Source organism: Micromonospora sp. ABR4_055 (assembly GCF_056160425.1).
On sequence record NZ_JBSWXD010000304.1, the window covers coordinates 1 to 1,681 of the forward strand.

The 1,681-nt window shown below is 70.0% G+C and carries 1 protein-coding gene; it reads right to left on the reverse strand.

What is annotated here, in order from left to right; translation table 11 throughout:
• Positions 1–1,681, reverse strand: a 1,681-nt coding sequence (locus ACXAHD_RS32035; protein ID WP_475055150.1) for an RHS repeat-associated core domain-containing protein, incomplete at both ends; no start/stop codon positions are given.

A 1,681-nucleotide genomic window follows, 5' to 3' on the forward strand; every position in this document is an offset into this window, starting at 1 on the left:
CCGTCGGTGGCGGTGATCTGGGCGACACCGGGGTCGCTGTGGCCGTTGGTGGTGTCTGGGTCTCTGCCCTCGTCGCCGTGTTGGCCGTCGGTGTCGATGGTGATGGTGACGAGGTGTTTGACGCCGTCGCCGGTGATGGTGGCGGTGACGGTCTCGACGCTGGTGGTGCCGGTTTCGGGGTCGGTGGCGATGACCTTGTCACCGGGCTTGACGTCCTCGATCGGCGTGGTGGTGCCGTCGGCCATCAGGACCTTGGTGCCGGGGGTGAAGCTGTTGTTCAGCGGGCAACTGTCGGCGGGTTTGTCTCCTCCGCCGCTGGATCCGCCGTTGGAGCGTGAGCTGGCGCCGGTGTTGCCGCCGGGTTTGGAGCTCGCCTTGCCGCTCCCGCCTCCTGCGCTGGTCCGGCCGCCGCCTCCGCTGCTGGTGGAGGCTTTGGGGTTGGTTTTGGCCTGGGCTTGTTTCTGGACGGGGTTGCCGGTCTTCTTCGACGCGTTGACAGCTTTGCTGCTGGTGGTGTTGGCCTTGTCTGCGGCTTTCTTCGCGGCGGCCTGGGCGGCGCGTTTGGCCCGTTCGGCGGCGGCCTTCTTCGCGTTCAACGCGGCGGTTTCGGCGGCGCGGGCCGCCCGCAGCACCGCCTGGGCGGCCTTTTTCGCTTTCTGCCAGGCCCTGATCGCGGAGAAGGTGCGTTCGACGGCCTTGACGATCCTGCCGAACGCTTTGAACAGTTTGAAGGCGGGCACGAACTCGGTGACCAGGTCGACGCAGGACCACACGTCGCCGCCGAAGCAGCCCAGCGCGGCGTTGAGGCCGATGAACTCCTTGAGCACGTCCCAGGCCACCGACAGGATGACCGACGTCATGGACCGGCCCGCGGCCGACCGGGCCTGGGCGACCTGCGCGGTGGACAGACCCGCACCGGCCAACGCCGCCGCCCGCTCCGACGCGGTCAGGCTGATCGACAGACCCGACGGGTCGGCGTGGGTGACCGGGTTGTTGTGCGCGTACGCGTAGCCGTTGGACTGCAACGGGTCCGCCACATCGAGGACCGGGTCGGCGGACAGGAACCGGCCCACCACCGGGTCGTACAGGCGTGCCCCCAACGGGGTGTAGCCGGACGCCTCGTCCGGGGTCGCGCCCAGGAACCCGGCCCGGGTCTTCAGATTCGTGGCCAGCACGTCGACCGCGCGGGGGTTACCGAACGGATCCCGCTTCAGGACCCGTACCGGCATCCCCGACAGGGTCGAACCGACCTCCGCGTACGGGCTGCCCTGATGATCGGCCGCGACCGCCGCCAACTGGACCGACGCCGACCCGTAGGCGTACCGCAGCATGCCGCCACCCGGCACCGCGTAGCTACGCTGACTGTTGACGTTCACCCCACCAGCGGCCACCGTGACCACCGCGTCGGCCAGGTGCAGCGTCGCCCGCCGGTCCTGCACGGTCAGCAACCGCGCCCCGTCCGGACCGTAGACGTGCCGGGTCTCGTCCTGCGCCGACCACACCTGACCGGTCGCGGCAGCATCACACACGGCCAGCACGACCGGCGTCGAGTTCACGGTCGCACCACCATCGACCGCCAGACACAGACCGGACCCGGTGTGCCGCAACTGCCCGGCCACCGTACGGGTCAACCGCTGCGCCGCGGTGCCGTCACACGCACGCAACTGGACCGCCGACCCGG